This window comes from Saccharopolyspora soli, assembly GCF_022678645.1.
GTDB lineage: Bacteria > Actinomycetota > Actinomycetes > Mycobacteriales > Pseudonocardiaceae > Saccharopolyspora > Saccharopolyspora soli.
Map to the genome: position 1 here is coordinate 170824 of NZ_JALBWV010000002.1, position 16596 is coordinate 187419.

Here is a 16596-nt window from a genome sequence, read left to right on the forward strand (position 1 = left end):
CCCGAACGCGCCTGCGATCGGACTTTTCGAACACCGGAGGCGTCATGGGCGGAAACTTCGCGCGCCGCGCCCGTGCAGGCCGACCGGTCGTGGGTGTCGCGCAACTACTGGAGGCTTGATGAGCACCGCTGCCCGACCCAGGGTCGACTTCTACTTCGACCCGGTGTGCCCGTTCGCGTGGGTGTCCTCGCGCTGGATCCTGGAGGTCGCCAAGGTCCGCGACATCGACCTGCACTTCAGGGTGATGAGCCTGGCGGTGTTGAACGAGGGCCGCGACCTGCCCGAGCAGTACCTGGAGCTGATGGTCAAGGCGTGGGGTCCGGTGCGGGTGGCCATCGCCGCCGCCAAGCACCACGGCGAGGAGGTCCTGGAGCCGCTGTACACCGCGATGGGCACCCGGCTGCACAACCAGGGCAACAAGGACTTCGAGCAGGTGATCGCCGAGTCGCTGGACGAGGTGGGCCTGCCCGCGTCGCTGGCCGAAGCGGCGGGCAGCGCGGAGTACGACGAGGAGCTGCGGGCGAGCCACCACGCGGGCATGGACCCGGTCGGCGACGAGGTCGGCACGCCGACCATCCACGTCGACGGGGTGGCGTTCTTCGGGCCGGTGATCACCCGCATCCCGCGCGGCGAGGAGGCAGCGACGATGTTCGACGGTGCGCTGGCGCTGGCGCGCTTCCCGTACTTCTTCGAGCTCAAGCGCACCCGCACCGAGTCACCCCAGTACGACTGACCGGCAGTAGCCGCGAGTGCGCAACCGGGTTGGAGCCACTTCGTCCCCCACACGGTGCGGACGAATGAGGTGAGGGGCACCCTTCACCAACTTACTTGGTAAAGGGTGCCCCTCACCTCTCACCTGAACGGGGTCGTGAGTGCGTAACCGGGTTGGAATCCGGTTGTGCACTCACGACTACGATCGGCGGTGTGATCCGCGTGCGCGACCTGCACCCTTGGCCGTCGACCGAGGCCGAAGCCGTTGCGATCCAAGAACAACTGCGTCCACTGGTGCGCTTCGACGGGGAGCCCGCGGGGGTGCGCACGGCCGCCGGACTCGACGTCGCGTACCGGGAGGGCTCGGACCAGTTGGTCGCCGCGGTGACCGTGCTCGACGTGGCGACGCTGTCCGTTCTGGACAGTTCGGTCGTGCACGGGAAGGCGGAATTTCCTTATGTCCCAGGGCTGTTCGCGTTCCGCGAAGCTCCGTCGCTGCTGCGGGCGCTGTCGGAGTTGTCGGTCGAACCGGACGTCCTGGTCTGCGACGGGCAGGGCCTGGCGCATCCCCGGCGCTTCGGCCTCGCCTGCCACCTCGGCGTGCTGACTGACATCCCGAGCATCGGTGTCGGCAAGACCGCGATGGGCCGCTACGAGCCGCCAGGCGAGGAGCGGGGCGCGTGGTCACCGCTGCGGTTCGACGACGAGGTCGTCGGCCGGGCCCTGCGCACGCAGGCGGGGGTGAAGCCGGTGTTCGTCTCCGTGGGCCACCACTTCACCCTCGACGGAGCCTGCAACCTGGTGCTGCGCCTGGCCCCGAAGTACCGCCTCCCGGAGACGACCCGAACGGCGGACAGCTTGGGCCGTCGATCGGTATGAACGCCGACGTTCGCCCTCGGTGTGGTGACTACTGCGGTTCACCGGTCTTTCGGGGCGCCTTGCCGGTGTAGTCTTCGATCAGATCGCCAGATTCGTCCCATCGCTGGCGTTTCAGCAGATCCCCGAGATCGTTGAATTCTTCGTACCTGGCGAGCTGCCCGGTCGGGTACCACTCACGCCATTCACCAACGGCCTGCCCGTGATCGCACTGCCCTTCCAATTGTTTGGTCCCGTCGGTGAACCACTCGAACTGCGGGCCGTGTTCGATTCCGTTTTCGTAGTTCGTCAGCTCGATCATGGTCCCATCGGGACCGAAGTCGACGATCTCGCCGGTGAAGGGCATTCCCCGGTACGAAGTGATCATGCGATCGTCCATGGAGGTTTCCGCTCTATTGACGCGCATCTCACTCACCCGGGTCCTCGCCGTCTGTTCGCAGGCCGCCATCGTTCTCAATTGAATGCTTGCTGTCAGTGTAGCGGTAGTCGTACGGGTTGTAGGAGAAGCGTCCGGTGTAGCTGGGCACCCCGCGGAGCATGGTGTCGCAGTTCGCGCACGCCGCTGCTTCGTTGCCGATGGACATGTTGCCGCCGTTCTTGATCCAGCGCGGATCGAACCGCAACTCGTCGAGGGTGGCCCTGGTCACCGGCTCCCCGCTGCGCTCGCGCGCCCACAGCAGTTCATTGATGGCCTTCACCTCGGCATGTCTCAGGGGCTTGTCGAAGTGCGGTTTTCCGTCGAGCACGGTGTCGTTGCCATCGCGGTCCTTGACGACCGTGGTCTCGGATTCCATCACCGGGTATTGCCAACGGCCCAGGGCCTCGTGATTCTCGCGGAGAAGCGGGTGGAGGTTGTCGGTCTTCAGCAAGTCGTTCGGACGCCCGTTGACGCCTTCGGTGATCATTCCTGTGCGGAGGTCGATAGCGACGGCCGAGCAGGGGCCTTCTTTTTTGCCGGTTCCCGGCGCGATAGATTCCGATCGCTCCTGCGAAAGGTTCTGGATGTAATCCCGAACGGGAACGAAATTACCGTCCTTGTCCTTGACGTGGGTGATGAGCTCATCGCCGTTGCGTCTGACCCGGTCCTCCGGCAAGTTCTCAACGAGCGAGCCTCGCGTCCGGTCGGAAGGACCGTTCTGCGAAAATTCCGGGGTTTCCCCTGGATCCGTTATCGGGGTGTCGGAGAAGTCGATCGGGTTGTCGGAGAATTCATCGGCAGCCGGTGGCTTGTACTGCGTCGGATCCTCATTATCCTGATCATCAGCCGTCTCATCGGATGCGTTCTGGTCGTTGTCCGACGGTTCGTCGCCCGGCTTCTCATCCGACTTCGAGTCCGTGACGTCCTGTTGGTCACTGGTCGCGGGATCGTGCTCGGGCGGCTTCGGCGAGCCTTCCTGCGTGATCTCGAACCGGCCAGGGCTGGTTTCGCGGATGGCGGGCAGCTGGTTCCCGGCCGCGTCCGCCTGGTAGACGTCCCGGCGCCGCCACACGCCGTTGGCGTCCGGGCCGTTGTAGTAGCGGTTGCGGTAATCGGGGTCCTGGATGCGGTCCTCGATCCGTTCCTTGAAGTCCGGATGTCCCGGGGTCTCGATGCCGAGTTCCTCGCCCCGCGGCGGATTTCCCCGAGCCTCGGCGTCGTCGGGCTGGCTTCCCGGGTCTTGGCCGTCACGGGTCGGGTGGAAGCCGTCGTTGCTGGCTGGGGTGGTGGTGCCGTCGGGGTTGTGGGTGTCCCAGCCTCCGTTCGGGGGCCAGCCCGGACGGCCGTCGGGGCCCATGTCACTGGCGAAGACGCGGCCGTTGCCGTCGGTCCAGGCCAGGCCGCGTGGTGCGGTGACTGGGACGCCGAGTTCGTTGGACAGGTCTCGGGCGAGGCCGCTGGTGCCCGCGTCGCAGGACAGCAGGCGGATCGGTTTGCCGTCCCAGTTCGGGTCGTTGCGGAGCATGTCGGCGAATTCCTTCGCGGTGAAGGTGTGGTCGCCGATGCGGACTCGTCCGTCGGGCAGCGCGTGCACGTCCACGGTGTGGTGCACACCGTCGTCGGGCACGCGCTGCGCGAGGTCGCGCATGTTGGGGTCGGTGTGGAAGGACGAGCCGCCTGGTGTGTTGTCGCGTTGGGCTGCCGCGTCGTCGATCTGCTGCTGGCGTTCCGGAGTTCCGGGGTCCGCGTCGCCGTCGTCGTGGTGCCGCGGGTCGGAGTCCGGGGTGGCGTCGGGGCGCTGGTCGGGCCCGGAGTCCTTCGGGTGCGTCGGGTCCGAGCCGTCGGGCTGCGAGCCCGAACCGTCGCGGCGACCGTCCGGGCCGGTGCCTTCTGGCCGTGCGCCCTGCGGTGTCGGCTGGCCGTTCGGCCGCTGATCCGCACCAGGGCGCGACGGTCCGTCGGGTCGCTGTGTGCCGTCTGGACGCGTTGTTCCGTCAGGGCGCGAACTGCTGTCCGGACGCGGTGAACTTCCATCCGGTCGCGCGGGAGGACCGTCGGGACGAGGTGGTGTTGCGTCGGGCCGTGGCATTGCGCCGTCGGGGCGCTGGTGCATCGGTCCGGGACGGGAGCCTGGCCCTTGCGGGGTCGAATCCTGCGGGCGCATCGGACCGCCGTCGGGGGTGCGCTGGTGCGGCACGCCCGGTCGGACGGGGCCGTCCGGGCCGCCGTGCGGTCGCATCGGCGTGTCGGATGGCGCTGGCCCGCGCGCTGCTGCGCTGGTCGGCCGGTCCGGTGTTCGAGGCCCGTCCGAGCGCGGAGGACCGCTCGGACGCCCGGTGTCCGGGCGTGGTCCGGCGTCGCCGCCCATCGGGCGACCCGCCGCGCCGGGGGAGCCCGAAGTACCGGTCCATCCGCCGCCAGCGCCAGGGCGGCCCGCACCGCCACCGGCAGACGGCGCTCCACCTGCGCCAGCACCAGGCGCACCGGCCATCCCACCAGCCATGCCACCGCCACCTGCGGCGGCGGGCTGGTCGGCTCGCGGTGCGTTGGACGTGGGCATCGGCCCGGCCACGCCCGGTGCCGCGGCTGCTGCCGGAGCGTCCACATTGGATGCCGCAGCGGTGCTGGCCGGAGTGTTCGGAGAACGGTCGGCGCCACCACCGGAGCTCGGCACCCCGCCGCCCGCACCGCCACCGTGCGGTACAGCACCGCCACCACCGGCCGCTGCGCCACCGGAGGAAGGGTCTTGCGAGCCGCCTCCGGACGGCGCGTGGCCACCGCCACCGCCGGAGGACGAGTCCGCACCGCCACCGCCGGACGATGCATGGCTGGCACCGCCGGAGGAGCCACCGGAGTCCGATGGACCGGGGTCGCCCGCGGACGAGCTGCGTGCCGATGCACCCGAGTCGGCTTGCGAACCGCCTCCGTCACCGGACGAATGCGACGAGCTGGGGGAGTCCACATGGGACGGACCAGATCCCGAGCCGCCGGACGAACTCGGCGAGTCGGACGAACTCGCCGACATCGTCTCCGGTCGCGACGAACCGCCGCCACCGGAGGACGAGCCGGAATCCCCCGCCGCCGAACGGGATTCGCCGCCCCCGGAGGACGGGCTATCCCCGGATGCGCTGTGCGACGACCCGCCGGAACCGCTGGACGAGTCACCGCCGGAGTCTCCGCTGGAGCGGGTGGAAGCACCGCTGTCCCCGCCGCTTGAGCCTCCTGAACCCGAGCCGGAGTCGCCATCGGAGCTCGAACCGGATCCGCCACCGGAGCCACTGCCCGAACCGGAGCCGGAGTCGCCAGCAGAGCCCGAACCGGATGCGGCGCCGCCGGAGCCACCGTCAGAACCGGAGCCGGAGGCCGCACCGCCCCCGTCAGCGCCGCTCGAACCGGAGCCAGAGCTCGCGCCGCCCCCGCCGGAGTCCGATCCGCCCCCACCGTCGGAACCGGAGCCGGACGCCGCGCCGCCGCCAGCCCCGTCGCCGGAGCCGCCGGCGCCACTGGTGTCGGGAACGTCGACGTCGCCCGCGCCCCCGAGTGCTTCGCCTCCGGCGCCCATTCCGGCTCCAGTAACGCCGCCGGACATCGCGCCGGTGCCGACGTCGCCCCAGTCGACCTTGCCTTCGGTGATCAGCTGCTCAGCGACACTGCCGACCGCGCCTTCGGCGGCGCCGAGGGCCCCCTCCTTCACCGCCGTCTTGCCGAGCGCCGCTGCGGCGCTCTCCGCGGCCTCACCGGCCGCGTCACCAGCGGCCTCGCCCGCCGCGCGACCGGCCGCCCGGCCCGCCGCGCCGCCTGCGGCGTCCCCGGCGGCATCTCCGACGGCGTCCCCGGCCTGCTTGCCGAATGCTTTGCCCGCGCCTTCGAAAACGCCACCGACCGCACCGCCGATGGCACCGCTGATGGCCGCGTCCTTGAACTTCCCGCCGTCGAAGCCGTCCCGCTCGCCCGAGGCGATCTGCACGCCCTGCACAGCGAACTCGATCGCGACCGAGGTGGCGATCTCGATGGCGACGTTCTTCACGATGGCTATCACGAGCTGCTTGAAGATCTGCAGCACGACGGTCCGCGTGACGGCTTGGGCTGCGGCGATGCCAGCCGTCGAGGCGCCGAAGGTGAACGGTCCGGCGGCGATCATCGCGGCGATCTGGATGGCCAGCGCGATCAGTGACGCGATGATCGTCAGCTTCGTGTGCTCGACGTCGAGTGCGGCGTCGTCGCAGCTCTTGGCGAGCTTTTCGCACGCTTCCTTGAGTTTCGGCAGCGCGGCCTCGCCGCCGTCGCCGATGTCCTGCCACAGCTTGGCGAAGGCGTCGGCGGTCTCGCCCTCCATCGCGCCTTTCGCCTGCTCCGCGCCGCGGTTGGCGGCGGACTTGACGTTTTCGATCCCGTCGGCGGCGGCGCGCCACGCATCGGCCATCCGGCGCATCGCGTCTTCGTCGCCTTCCGGCCAGGACTCACCGACGACGATGGGCAATAACCACTTGACCTCGTCGGGCATTTCGATGCTCACGAAAAGTCAACTCCTACGAGGGCATGTTCGAGCCGGACTTGCCGATGTCGGCAGCGGATTTCGCATCCCCGGACTCGGTGTCGTCGGCGGTGGCCTTGAGGTTGTCATCGATGTCACCAAGCGCCTTGACGACCTTCTTGAGGCTGTCCAGCACGCTGTCCCGACCCTTGGTGTAGTCCTTGGCGAAGTTCTGCCCGGCCTCGTCGTTGCCCCAGCACTCGCCCTCGCCGTCCAAAGCGGACTTCAGGGTCTGCATGACCTTGTCCAGGTCGTCACCGGAGTCGCCGACCTTCTTGCCACCCGAGCGGATTTCCTCGGGCTCCATCCGCATCTTGCCGCTCATCGCCTACCCCCACGGCGGTTGGTTCCATCCCAGTCCCAGTCGTCCCACTCGTCGTCGGACGACGGGCGGTTGCGGACCTGCGGCGGGCCCTGTCGACCCGTTGGCGCGGCCGTCTCGTCGCTGCGCCGCTGCGCGCGCTCGGCGGCCGGGTCCGGGGGCTCGACCAGCGGCCCGCTCCGGAGGAGACCCTGCAGGGAGGGGATGCCCGGGATCTCGGGGACGTTGGAGGTGTCGGCCATCGGCGCGAATTCGCTCTGCAGCGTGCGCTGCGCGGTTCCGGCGGCCTCCCGGAGGACGCTGGTGATGGTCCGCGCGAGCTTGTCGGGCGTGGTGCGCTCGAACGCTTTCGACGACAGTTGCAGATCCTGCACCGTCCCGGTCGCATCCACCCGAACGGTCACCATGCCGTCGTCGGAGGCCACCTCGTAGGTCTGCTGCGCGGCCTCGGCCTGTTTCTGCTGGATTTCAGCGGTCCGCCGACGCAGATCCGAAAGCATGCTGTCGATCTGGTCGCGAAGCGCGGCGTTGCGCGAGGCAAGATCCTCACGGCCAACCCCGTAGTCATCCCGTCCGGACATGATCGCCTTCCACCCGTCGCTGCTCGTCGAACCGATGGCGCTGCGGAGCCAGCCATCCGGGGCAACCACCCGGTGACCAGTCGCAAGCACTCTTGATGCCGCCCTTACGAGAATGACGTTCGCATTGACGCAGCGGTGCCCTGGGGTGGTGGAATTAGGCCGAATGGCCTAGCAATACAGGCTGTTTGGCTGTAGATCAGATGTGGGATCCTCGATGTTGACGCACCCATGGGTGCTCGCTGGATTTTGGGCGATCGCGGAGTGCGTGGCCCATTACTCGCCGTATCTCGCGAAGTTCGCGTACTCGCCCAGTGCGTCCTCGATCCAGCCCCGGCTGACCCAGTTGCCGCCTTGGTCGACGTCGCCTTCGTATTCGATCTCGAAATAGCTCGAGTCGTGTCCTTCGATAGCGACCCGTCTGTTCTGGCTGTACATGAATATGGACGCGCTGGCGTGCAGATGGCCTTCGATCGGCTCCATGCCGAGAATGCCCTCCCAGCACAGCCCGAACCCGTCTTGCTTTGGCGGCCTGCTTCTGATCATGCAGGAGAAGGTTTTGTCATCCGGGAAGGATCGATCGACGACCTCCACGGGTTCAGACTGACTTCCGCAACGTGTCAACGCCGTGCTGCTCGATCGGTTGCAACAGCAGCGCGAAGGGCTGGCACAGGGTTCCGCAGGCGTCGTTGTTCATCGTCACCTGCGAGGCGTCCACGGCGACGTTCAGCTGGTCCACCAGGTCCGGGTGGCGCCGAGTGGGTCGCTGCTGCGGCGGGGGCTGCCGCCGCTGCGGCTGCTCGTGGTCGTCCTCGACGCCGAATTGCATCTCCTGCACACCAGAACCGCGCTGCTGTTGAGCGTCCTCGTCCTCCGGTGGCAGTGGGAAGTTCTTGCGCGCCTCGGTCAGCACGTGCTGCGCGGCGGTGTCCTCCAGACCGACGGTGTCGGCCACCGTGCGCCGCATCAGATCCGGGATCTTCGCCCGCGCGGCCTGGACGGCACGCGTGATCTCGGCGGCCAGCTCAGCCATCGGGCGGTTTCCCGCGTTCTCGGCCAACTGGAGGTTCTGCAGGATGCCGTTGGACCCGATGGTCACTTCGACGGCGCCGTCGCGCGACGATTCGATGACCGAGAGCTGTTCGATCTCCTGTTGCATCCGGCCGAATTTCTCCGCCTTTTCGGACGCCCGTTCCTGTCACTGCCGAACCATCCGCTCAGCAGCACCGATATCCGCACCGAAGCTCTCAGACACGCGTCCCCCTCCGGCAGTTCCCCCTGTTCCGGAAAAGGATGGCGGGTTCGAACCGAATTCGGAGCCACTTCGTTGCGCAAAACCAATGAAAGGAATAGCTCGCTGCGCTGAACGGACCAGCTGAAATTGCCGCGAAAAGGGCCTCTAGAGGGTTCGCGACAAGGCGGTGCGAAAAGTTTCGGTCGGGAAAGGCGATTGCCGCACGGATTGTTCCCAGGACAGCATGCCATCGCGGTGGCGGCGGCAAACAGCGGCCAGTTCGGCGAGTTCCGCTCGTTGGGCGCGGACGAAGTCCGGGGCGACTGGGCTGCCGTGACCAGCGACGACGGTGGTCGGATCGAGTGCCAGCAAGGCGTCCACCGTGGTTGGCCACTGCTGCGGGTGGGCGTCTTCGAAATCCGGGGGCGCACCTTGCTCGACGAGATCGCCCGCGAACACCACACCGGCATCGGGCACCGCGACGACCAGATCGTGATCGGTGTGCCCGAGCCCGAGGTACCGCAGCTGCGCGGTTCGGCCGCCCAGGTCGAGATCCGCCCGTTCGGACACCAGGTGGTCCGGCATAACCGGAACGGACGCGGCCAGCGCTGCCGCGGTGTCGTCGGCGCCTTCCTGGCGGTAATGCGCGACCCACCAGTCCCGCTGCTGGTCGGCGGTGCGCGCGAGGTGCGCCGGACAACGCTCGTGGGCCCAGACATCGGCGGGCAGGAACGCGTCGGTGCCGAAGCAGTGGTCGAAATGGCCGTGCGTGATCGCGACCTGCCAAGGCAGCGGGGTGACCTGGCGGACCGCTCCGGCCAGCTCCGCGCCCTGCACGTGATCACCGCGCGTGTCGATCACCAGCGCGGACTCGGCGCCGACCACGAGCCCGACCGAGAGATCCAACTCGGCATACCGCCGCACGAAGACCCCAGCTCCGACTTCCGACCAGCTCAACGAGCCTCCAGGACGCCGCCGCGCAGCACCGGCACGGTGCGGCTGCTGTTCACCTCGGCGGCCAGCGCGACATCGTGCGCGAAGCCCAGCTCCGCGAGTTCGCGCCCGGACGCGCAGTCCGCGAGCAGCCCGCCGATGTTCTCCGACACGGCTCGGAACGCGGCTGCCGCCAGCTCGGCTTCGGGCGAACGGCGCCCTGGCAAGGCGGAGATGATCGCGCCCGCGCCGAGGAAGTCCTCGATCGCCGGTCGCAACTCGTCGTCCCGGCGTTCCCCAGCGGCCACCACCCCGATCGGCCCTCCGGAGCGCACCGCCGCGTTTGCCACTGCTGCGGAGTTGCGGAGACAACCGGCGAACACCGTGGCCCCTGAGCCGGACGCCTCGGCGCACAGCGTCGCGCCGTTCGGCGATGGCAGGCCCAGCAGCACGTCCGGGGTCAGCGTGCGCAACGACGACGGGCTCAAGGACCACCGGTCCCGGCTGCGCGGCTGCGCGAGCACGACGCCCTCGGGCACTGAGCTCTCCCGCCAGCGCATCGGCAGCACCCGCGCGCCGGTGGTCGTTGCGACGTCGGCAGCGGTGGTGAAGGACAGCACGTCGACGACCACCAGCACCGCGCAATGCGCCAAAGCACGCAGACCGGGCAGTCCCCAGTCGGTGTGCACATCGATGTTCACGCTGGTCACAGCGGGAAGCGTAACCAGGGTGTGCGGGGTCGGTGGGGGGTTTGGCAAACTGCCCGCGTGCGTGTCTACATCGGCTCCGACCATGCGGGCTTCGAGCTCAAGAACCACCTCGTGAAGTGGCTGACCGACCACGGGTACGAGGTGACCGACATCGGCCCGGCGGTTTACGACGCCCAGGACGACTACCCGCCGTTCTGCATCGAGACCTCCCGCCGCGTCGTCGCCGACGAGGGCAGCCTCGGGCTGGTCCTCGGCGGCTCCGGCAACGGCGAGCAGATCGCCGCGAACAAGGTCCCCGGCGCGCGCGCCGCGCTGGCCTGGAGCGTCGAGACCGCGAAGCTCGCCCGGCAGCACAACAACGCGCTGCTGGCTGGCATCGGCGCCCGGATGCATACCGCTGACGAAGCGGAGCAGATCGTCGAGGCATTCCTGACCACGGAGTTCGAGGGCGGTCGGCACCAGCGCCGGATCGACCTGCTCACCGATTACGAGAAGACCGGCCAGCCTCCGGCGCTGCCCGGCAACTGACCATGACACCCGCACGCCCGGCCGCGGCACTGCTGACTCCGCTGGTGGCGTTGGCGGGAACCGCGGTCGGCGTGCTGGTGCTGTACTTCGGACAGCGCGCGCTCGCGCCCGTCCTCGTTGGTGGCCCCGGCGCGGTCTGCGCCGCACCGGACTGCATTCTCGGCGTGGGTGTGTGGCTGATCGTGGGTGGCATCATCGCGCTGTGCGTTTCGCTGATCGCCGGGGCAGTGTTCCGGCACCCGGATCGACCACTCCGACGCGGCCTGTTCGTCGCGCTGTGGTGTGTGCTGGCGTACCTCGTCGAGTCGATCGTGCTGTGGATCCTCGCTTGACGCGGACGGATTGTTGACATGCCTGAAGGCCACACGCTGCACCGACTCGCCGGGTTGCACGGCGAACTCTTCGCCGGTTCGAAGGTCCGGGTGCACAGCCCGCAAGGCCGGTTCGCCACGAGCGCTTCGCTGCTGGACGGCTCGGTTTTCGAGCGGGCCGAAGCGCACGGCAAGCACCTTTTCCACCACTACGGACCGGATCGGGTCGTGCACGTGCACCTGGGGTTGTACGGGACGTTCACCGAGTTCGAGCTCCCGCTGGCCGAACCGCGCGGCCAGGTGCGGATGCGCGTCATCGGCCGTACACATTGGACGGACTTGCGCGGACCGACCGCCTGCGAACTGCTGACCGGCGAGGAAGTCGCCGCGCTGCGCGGACGGCTGGGGCCGGATCCGCTGCGCTCGGACGCCGACCCCGAACAAGCCTGGCAGCGGATCTCGCGCTCCCGCACCAGCATCGCCGCGTTGCTGATGGACCAGAAGGTGCTAGCCGGGGTCGGCAACGTCTACCGGGCCGAAGTGCTGTTCCGGCAAGGCATCGCGCCCGGCACGCCCGGCCGGGAGCTCGGGCGGGCGCGGTGGGAATCGATCTGGGCCGACCTCGTCGCGCTGATGACCGACGGGGTGCGCGTCGGCCGCATCGACGCGGTGCGACCCGAGCACCTGCCGGAGGTCACCGGTCGTGCGCCGCGGCAGGACCGGCACGGCGGCGAGGTCTACGTCTACCGGCGTGCCGGGATGCCTTGCCTGGTGTGCACGACGCCGGTGGCCATCGCGGATCTGGCCGGTCGCAAGCTCTACTGGTGCCCGACCTGCCAGCCGGAGTAGCGCGGGGTCGTGCGTGGTTGTGGTCGCTCCAGCAGCCACAACCACTCACGACCGCGGTCAGAAGCCGCCCATGTCGAATCCGCCGCCGAGATCTCCGTCGAAGCCCGGATCGAAGTCCTGGTCGCCGCCGTTGAAGTCCTGGTCGCCGCCGTCCGCGCCCGCGCCGTCCTGGAAGCCCTCCGCGTAGGCCGCCTCCGCCGGGATCCCGGCCATACCACCGAACAGGGCGCCCATCAGCACGAACGAGCCCACGCCCCAGGCGCCCGCGACCAGCGCGGGCTTCCACCACGGTTCGCTGTACCAACCCTGCGGCACCGGCCGCCCGGCGACCGTGCCACCGGGGTAGTAGTGCGGGGTTTGCGAGCTCGGGTCCGGCGAGGCCACCTGCTGCTGACCGGCCACCTCGACCTCGCGGTACTCGGTGACCTTGCCCGCACCGCGCTGGCCGGTGAGGTCGGGCAGTTCCGGACCGGGATCCATGTCCATCGCGGTCCGCGCGGCGCGCACGTAGTACAGCCCCTCCAGGGCGGACTCCGTGGTCAGGCGGGCTTGCGCGGTCGTGGTCGCCTGTTCGAGCTGGGAGACCGCCGCGCCGTGCCGTTCCGCGGCGTCGGCGAGGGCCTGCTTGGCGGCCTCGTTGGTGCCGATCAGGTTGAGCACCTGGCCACCCAGCCGCTCCACCCAGCGCCGCGCTTCAGCTTTGGCGTCTTCGAGTTGTTTCTGCTGGTGCGCCACGGCCTTCTGGCGGGACCACCAGACCGCGGCGACGATCACCACGAGCGCGATCACGATGATGATGAGTGCGGTGGACACGCGTGCCTCCTGACCCAGCCGAACACCTCGATTTCGACAGTACCCGTCTGCGGTGCGGCGCAGGCGGGTCAGAAGCTCTCTTGGCAGTGCGGCGCGTGCTCGGTGGCGAAGGCGCGAGAGGCTTCGAGCAGCGCGCCGGGCGCGAGCTCGGCAACTCGCCCGGCGCGGGCCAACGCGGCCAGCGTGTTGCCGCCCAGGTACGCCGAGGCCAGGTCGGTCACGTCCAACCCGAGTTGACCGGGCTCGTCGGTGCGGGCGACGGTCGCGGGGCCATCCGCGTCGGCCGTCAGCCGCCAGCGGCCCGCGTTCCACGGGCAGAACCGATCGGAAACCTCCAGCACGACGTCCACCGGCGCGGCGTACCGGCGGGCCGCCAACGCGAGATCGAGTTCGATCAGGCGTACCCACAACCCGTCGCCTATCCGCCGGTCCGCCGCGCGCGGGTCGGCGAGCATGTGCACCACCGGCTCGTCGATCGCGGCCTTGGGCCAGCTCACCTCGGCGACCAGGTCGAAATCGAGCAGGTACCGCCACAGCGCGGCATAGGCACGCGGGGTCGAGGCGACGAGTTCCAGGACCCGAAGCTGGTAAGCGGGGCCGCGGGCGGTCCAGTTCGACTTGGGGCGGTAGATGACGTAGCCGTCGGGGTGCAGCGCGAACCTGGTCTTGCCGAAGTCACCGCGTTCGCCGCGGTCGTCGATCATCCGGAGCTGCCAGGAGCCGTCGGACCGGGACAGCCAACCGGTCCGGTTCGCGGCCACGGCCGGGTAGTGCCGGTGCACGAACTCCATCGCGGTTTCCTGGTCGACCTCGCGGATCCGCCGTTCATCGATATCGACAGTGGACGGAAAGGCGGCGCCGCGGGGCAGGGTCAGGTCGGCTTCGTAGCTGGCGAGGCCGTAGCCGAACCGGCCGTAGATGGCCCCTTCCGAGGCGAACAGCGCGGCGATCGGGGATCTGGCGTCGTGCAGTGCGTCGAGTTGGGCGCGCATCAGCGAAGTCAGCACACCGCGCCGCCGATGACCGGGCTTGACCCCGACGGCCGTGACGGCGGCGAGCGGGCTGTGCGTCGGGCCCGGCAGGGTGATCCCCATTTCGAGCCGCGCGGCGGTACCGATCATCTCCTCGCCGTCGAAGACCCCGATGGCCAGCGCCGGTTCGAAGACGTCGCGGTACCGCTGCATCGCGGGTTCCCGCCAGTCCTCCAGGAACGCATCCGAGAACACCGCGGAGAACGCGTCGTACTCGTCGGCCGAAAGGTTTCTCGTGATGAGGTCCGCCATACGACGTTCCTACCGCCCGCAAGCCGGGCATGCGACCTGTTTTCGGCGTTCGTCCGCATTGGACACGCTGAGAACCGCGGGCGGTTCGGCACGGGTACCTGCCGCTTGGCTTCGGCAAGTCGGCCGGGGGGAGTTGCCGATTTCGCGAGAAATCGTCAGAGGATCAGGGACCGAGGGGGACTTCGGCGACGGTCTCCCACTCGGAGCACGAGTGGTCCCTGTTCAGCTTGACCAGGGACAGCGACGAGATCTTGGCCGTGGTCGGCTCCACCGGGGTCGCGCTGAGCGTGGCGATGGCGAAGATCGCCGGTCCGTCGGTGGTGGAGTGCGCGAGGCTGACGTGCTTGTCGATGTCCTCGGGTTCTGGCGGCACCGCTGTTTCGCCGAGCGACTCGGCGGTCGCTTCCCGCACCGCGGTGCGGAGTTCGAGCACCGTCGACTGCGGCTCGGCGGGCAGCGACAACGACTCCGGCAGCACCACGGCGTGGTGGAAGGCCAGGGTGAGGGGCAGCACGGACGCCAGCCGAGCCCGCGCGGCGGTGAGCAGCGGCTCGATGCGCGATTCGTCGATCTCGTCGGTGAAACCGATCTCCTGCACCAGGATGTGCATCCATTCCAACGGGACGAGGTCGAAGCCGGGCAGGTCCCGCAACGCGTACTGGTAGTCGTTTACCAGCTTGCGCAGTCCAGGTTGGTCGGCCAGCGGCAGCAGCCACGCGTAGCCGGTGCGTCCGGCGTGCCAGCCCGTGCGCCAGCGGGCGTGGTTGCGGACCTGCTCGGCGTGCGTTATCTCGGTCACCCTTCACATACTGCCCCGGCGGGTCCGGGAGTGGGGAGACCTTGACCTATCTCACGGTTTCCGACGGCTCGCGTTCACCCGGCTGTGACCCGCTGGTCGGTGCGTCGAGGCTGGCGGCCGCATCGGCGTCGCGCACCCGCATGGCCAGCAGGAAGCCCAGCCCGGCGAACACCACGGAGACCAGGAACGCCCCGTGGTAGGCGCCCAGTTGCACTTCGGCGAGCTGCCCCGGCACAGCCGGATCCACTGTGGACAAGCCGCGTTCGGTGAGCACGACCAGCACGGTCGCCACGATGGCGGTGCCCAGCGCGGTGGCGACCTGCCTGCTGACGTTGAACATCGAGCTGGCCTGCCCCATCGCGGCGCCGGAGATCCGCGCGAAAGTCGCGGTCTGCACCGGCGTCATCAGCAGCCCCATCGCCACGCCCTGCACCGCGAGCAACCCGACCAGGAACCACAGCGAGGTGTCGATGCCCTGCAGCAGCAGCCCGAACCCGATCACGATCTGCACGGCGAATCCGGCCAGGATCAGCCGCTTCGGCCCGACCCGGCCGTAAACCCGGCTGACCACCTGGGTGGTCAGCAGCATGGCGACGGCCTGCGGCATCAGCACGAGTCCGGCGTCCATCGGCGACACGCCGCGCAGGTTCTGCAGGTACAGCGGGATGAGGAATAGCACCCCGAACATCGCCCCGACCTGGAACAGCAGCAGCACGTTGCCGATGCCGAACAACCGGTCGGTCAGCAGCCGCAGGTCCAGCATCGGAGCGCGAACGGCAAGTTCCCGCCAGATCAACCCACCGATCAGCACCGCCGCGGCGACCAGGCTCAACCACACCTGCGACGCACCCCACCCGAGCTGAGCGCCCTGGTCCAAGCCGTAGAGCAGGGTCGCCAGGCCAGCCCCGGCGAGCACGAAGCCGGGCAGGTCGAACCGACCAGGATCGCTGCGCGCCTCTTCCTTGAGGAACAGCACGGTGAACAGCAGTGCGAGCGCGCCAACTGGAACGTTGATGAAGAAGATCCAACGCCAACTCGCGTACTCGACGAGAACGCCACCGAGCACCGGACCGAGCATGGGCGCGATGGTGACCGGAATGGACAGCACGGCCCCGGCCTTGGCCCGCTCGTTGGCCGGGAAAGCGCGGAACAGCATCGCCTGCCCAACCGGCACCAACATGCCGCCACCAACACCCTGCAAAACCCGAGCCCCCACCAACTGCCACATCTCGGTGGAAACCCCGCACAACACGGAGGCGAGCGTGAAAATCACCACGGCCAACTGGAAGGTCCGCTTGCTGCCGAACCGATCGGCGATCCAACCAGAAGAGGGGATGAAAACGGCAAGGCTGATCATGTACCCGGTGAGCACCCACTGCAGAGCAGCGGCGTCCACCCGGAACTCCCGCCCCAACGCGGCCAAAGCAACGTTGAGCACGGTGACATCCAAGATCTGCATGATCAAGGCCAGCACAAAAGTAATGCCAACCAACCACTTGTACTCCAGCCCCCGCACAAAACCCCCAAAAGATCAAGAACCCGAACCCCGACCCAACCCCCCAAGCCTGACCCAACGCCCCGACAAACCCAAAAACCTTTTCACCCCACAACCGCGAAGCAGCACCACGCACCTAGGACAGCCGCGAAGCGGCACCACACTCCAGCACCAGCCGAAACAGCCGCGAAGCAGCACCAAT

Annotated in this window: 16 protein-coding genes and 1 pseudogene; 5 read left to right on the top strand and 12 right to left on the bottom strand. The window is 68.7% G+C overall.

Going from position 1 to position 16596, the window contains the following annotated elements:
• The first annotated feature begins 118 nt into the window (after positions 1-118).
• Positions 119-733: a mycothiol-dependent nitroreductase Rv2466c family protein gene (locus tag MOQ72_RS02240; RefSeq protein WP_242180164.1), complete on the top strand. Its 615-nt coding sequence runs from the start codon at positions 119-121 to the stop codon at positions 731-733.
• Positions 734-927: 194 nt separating this feature from the next.
• Positions 928-1590, top strand: coding sequence for an endonuclease V (locus MOQ72_RS02245; RefSeq protein WP_372495263.1), 663 nt, complete (start codon positions 928-930; stop codon positions 1588-1590).
• A 28-nt stretch (positions 1591-1618) separates the two neighbouring features.
• On the opposite strand, the gene MOQ72_RS02250 is transcribed toward MOQ72_RS02245, so the two are convergent.
• The 8 genes and pseudogenes from MOQ72_RS02250 to MOQ72_RS02285 all read right to left on the bottom strand — a co-directional run bounded on the left by MOQ72_RS02250 (position 1619) and on the right by MOQ72_RS02285 (position 10316).
• Positions 1619-1966, bottom strand: coding sequence for a toxin-antitoxin system YwqK family antitoxin (locus tag MOQ72_RS02250; protein WP_242180166.1), 348 nt, complete (start codon positions 1964-1966; stop codon positions 1619-1621).
• A gap of 28 nt (positions 1967-1994) precedes the next feature.
• Entirely contained in the window at positions 1995-6521 is a 4527-nt protein-coding gene (locus tag MOQ72_RS45080; protein ID WP_242180167.1) for a WXG100-like domain-containing protein, read from the bottom strand.
• A gap of 13 nt (positions 6522-6534) precedes the next feature.
• A complete protein-coding gene (locus tag MOQ72_RS02260) occupies positions 6535-6864 on the bottom strand; it encodes a WXG100 family type VII secretion target (protein WP_242180168.1) in 330 nt (109 codons plus the stop codon).
• A complete protein-coding gene (locus tag MOQ72_RS02265) occupies positions 6861-7442 on the bottom strand; it encodes a YbaB/EbfC family nucleoid-associated protein (protein ID WP_242180170.1) in 582 nt (193 codons plus the stop codon). Before MOQ72_RS02265 ends, MOQ72_RS02260 begins: the two co-directional genes overlap by 4 nt.
• A 273-nt stretch (positions 7443-7715) precedes the next feature.
• Positions 7716-8033 carry a hypothetical protein gene (locus tag MOQ72_RS02270; RefSeq protein WP_242180172.1) on the bottom strand — a complete coding sequence of 106 codons (318 nt, stop codon included), beginning with the start codon at positions 8031-8033 and terminating at the stop codon, positions 7716-7718.
• Positions 8034-8037: 4 nt separating this feature from the next.
• Positions 8038-8616, bottom strand: a pseudogene (locus tag MOQ72_RS02275) (YbaB/EbfC family nucleoid-associated protein); the annotation flags it as partial.
• A 222-nt stretch (positions 8617-8838) separates the two neighbouring features.
• Positions 8839-9630, bottom strand: a complete 792-nt coding sequence (locus MOQ72_RS02280; RefSeq protein ID WP_242180175.1) for an MBL fold metallo-hydrolase — start codon at positions 9628-9630, stop codon at positions 8839-8841.
• Positions 9627-10316: a 2-phosphosulfolactate phosphatase gene (locus MOQ72_RS02285; RefSeq protein ID WP_242180177.1), complete on the bottom strand. Its 690-nt coding sequence runs from the start codon at positions 10314-10316 to the stop codon at positions 9627-9629. The genes MOQ72_RS02280 and MOQ72_RS02285 overlap by 4 nt, the downstream gene beginning before the upstream one ends.
• Before the next feature lie 57 nt (positions 10317-10373).
• On the opposite strand from MOQ72_RS02285, the gene MOQ72_RS02290 reads away from it, so the two are divergent.
• Genes MOQ72_RS02290 through MOQ72_RS02300 form a run of 3 tightly spaced genes read left to right on the top strand, consistent with a single transcriptional unit; the run spans position 10374 to position 12004 of the window.
• Positions 10374-10844, top strand: coding sequence for a ribose-5-phosphate isomerase (locus tag MOQ72_RS02290; RefSeq protein ID WP_242180181.1), 471 nt, complete (start codon positions 10374-10376; stop codon positions 10842-10844).
• A gap of 2 nt (positions 10845-10846) precedes the next feature.
• The gene (locus MOQ72_RS02295) at positions 10847-11176 is read left to right on the top strand and encodes a hypothetical protein (RefSeq protein WP_242180184.1); all 330 of its coding nucleotides are present in this window, start codon (positions 10847-10849) and stop codon (positions 11174-11176) included.
• 18 nt (positions 11177-11194) lie between these two features.
• A complete protein-coding gene (locus MOQ72_RS02300; protein ID WP_242180185.1) occupies positions 11195-12004 on the top strand; it encodes an Fpg/Nei family DNA glycosylase in 810 nt (269 codons plus the stop codon).
• A 57-nt stretch (positions 12005-12061) separates the two neighbouring features.
• Here the strand turns inward: MOQ72_RS02300 and MOQ72_RS02305 are convergent, their stop codons facing one another.
• The 4 genes from MOQ72_RS02305 to MOQ72_RS02320 all read right to left on the bottom strand — a co-directional run bounded on the left by MOQ72_RS02305 (position 12062) and on the right by MOQ72_RS02320 (position 16373).
• Positions 12062-12817 (bottom strand): hypothetical protein, encoded by a 756-nt coding sequence (locus MOQ72_RS02305; protein ID WP_242180187.1) that lies wholly within the window; start codon positions 12815-12817, stop codon positions 12062-12064.
• A 68-nt stretch (positions 12818-12885) separates the two neighbouring features.
• Positions 12886-14100 carry a GNAT family N-acetyltransferase gene (locus MOQ72_RS02310; protein WP_242180189.1) on the bottom strand — a complete coding sequence of 405 codons (1215 nt, stop codon included), beginning with the start codon at positions 14098-14100 and terminating at the stop codon, positions 12886-12888.
• A gap of 163 nt (positions 14101-14263) precedes the next feature.
• Positions 14264-14899, bottom strand: coding sequence for a 2'-5' RNA ligase family protein (locus tag MOQ72_RS02315; protein ID WP_242180190.1), 636 nt, complete (start codon positions 14897-14899; stop codon positions 14264-14266).
• 46 nt (positions 14900-14945) lie between these two features.
• The gene (locus tag MOQ72_RS02320; RefSeq protein WP_242180191.1) at positions 14946-16373 is read right to left on the bottom strand and encodes an MDR family MFS transporter; all 1428 of its coding nucleotides are present in this window, start codon (positions 16371-16373) and stop codon (positions 14946-14948) included.
• Positions 16374-16596: the final 223 nt, after the last annotated feature.

Excerpts from the sequence above, each read along its gene's own strand:
- MOQ72_RS02310 (WP_242180189.1), bottom strand. The coding sequence starts at position 14,100 with ATGGCGGACCTCATCACGAGAAACCTTTCGGCCGACGAGTACGACGCG.
- MOQ72_RS02265 (WP_242180170.1), bottom strand. The coding sequence starts at position 7,442 with ATGTCCGGACGGGATGACTACGGGGTTGGCCGTGAGGATCTTGCCTCG.
- MOQ72_RS02300 (WP_242180185.1), top strand. The coding sequence starts at position 11,195 with ATGCCTGAAGGCCACACGCTGCACCGACTCGCCGGGTTGCACGGCGAA.
- MOQ72_RS02260 (WP_242180168.1), bottom strand. The coding sequence starts at position 6,864 with ATGAGCGGCAAGATGCGGATGGAGCCCGAGGAAATCCGCTCGGGTGGC.
- MOQ72_RS02295 (WP_242180184.1), top strand. The coding sequence starts at position 10,847 with ATGACACCCGCACGCCCGGCCGCGGCACTGCTGACTCCGCTGGTGGCG.
- MOQ72_RS02250 (WP_242180166.1), bottom strand. The coding sequence starts at position 1,966 with ATGGACGATCGCATGATCACTTCGTACCGGGGAATGCCCTTCACCGGC.
- MOQ72_RS02240 (WP_242180164.1), top strand. The coding sequence starts at position 119 with ATGAGCACCGCTGCCCGACCCAGGGTCGACTTCTACTTCGACCCGGTG.